We start from the raw sequence: 1036 nt of genomic DNA, 5'->3' as shown, positions 1-1036 counted from the left end.
GGTTTTTAACAATAGAATCTATGGATAAAAAAGAGGAAAATTCTGAATTTTATAATACAAATGATTTTTCTTGAAAAATTTCCAGATAAGTAGTACACTCGGGATATAAAAATACAGAAACGGATAAAAGCAAAACGAAACAGAAAGGAGAAATCAATAATGTTAAGAAATATTCCTCCAATTTTATCCCCGGATTTGTTAAAAGTCCTCGCAGAAATGGGACATGGAGATACGATCGTAATCGGTGATGCAAATTTTGCAGCCGCTTCTATGGCAAAAAAAGGAATTCTTGTAAGATGTGATGGTCTGAAAGCAACAGATCTTATGGATGCTGTTCTTTCACTGATGCCTTTAGATGAATTTGTAGAAAAGCCTGTTTTAATTATGGATAAAGAGCCTCGTCATGCAGAACTTGAATGTCCTGTATGGGGTGAATTCAAAGATATTGTGGCAAAATATGATGAGAGAGGGGCTGAGGCTTGCGGAATGATTTCCAGAAAAGAATTTTATAAAAAGGCGAGAAAGGCATACGCGGTTGTAGCTACGACTGAGACAGCATTTTATGCCTGTGCGATCCTTCAAAAGGGATGTCTGTAGAAAACAAATAAAAACGGACATAAAACAACATAAAAAATACGTAAAAGCGGTTATTTCGGATGAAATACCGCTTTTTTCTTATGAAAAAAAGAATATATTATGTTGACATACATTATATTTAATATCATAAATGTGTAAAAATGAACACATAGTTCTGAAAAACTGTGATATTTTACTAAAAATGTGGTTTAAAACTGTGAAAAAGTAACAAAAAGAAAAAAACGGACAAAAACAAACAGTAACATATTTACATTTGTGGTAATATATGATAAAATCGAACTATCAAAAACGGAAAAACATAGCAAAATCACCAAAAACAAAAAGGGGGTAACACAATGAAGAAAAAAATAATGGCTCTTGTTCTGGCAGCATCTATGATTGCGGTTCCGTTTGCAACTGCTTATGCCAGTGAAAAGGATGCAGCAGCTGAAAAAACAGA

General features: G+C 33.3%; 1 protein-coding gene. It reads left to right on the top strand.

Annotation, left to right across the window (positions count from 1 at the left end; translation table 11 throughout):
- Positions 1-159 precede the first annotated feature (159 nt).
- Complete coding sequence (locus QVP40_RS13460) at positions 160-597, top strand: RbsD/FucU family protein (protein ID WP_022068885.1); 438 nt, start codon at positions 160-162, stop codon at positions 595-597.
- The last annotated feature ends 439 nt before the right edge of the window (positions 598-1036 follow it).

This window comes from Blautia sp. CAG:257 (genome assembly GCF_000433815.1).
Lineage (GTDB): Bacteria > Bacillota > Clostridia > Lachnospirales > Lachnospiraceae > Blautia_A > Blautia_A caecimuris.
Note: the sequence above shows the minus strand (reverse complement) of the source record. Positions and strands in the feature narration are given on the sequence as shown.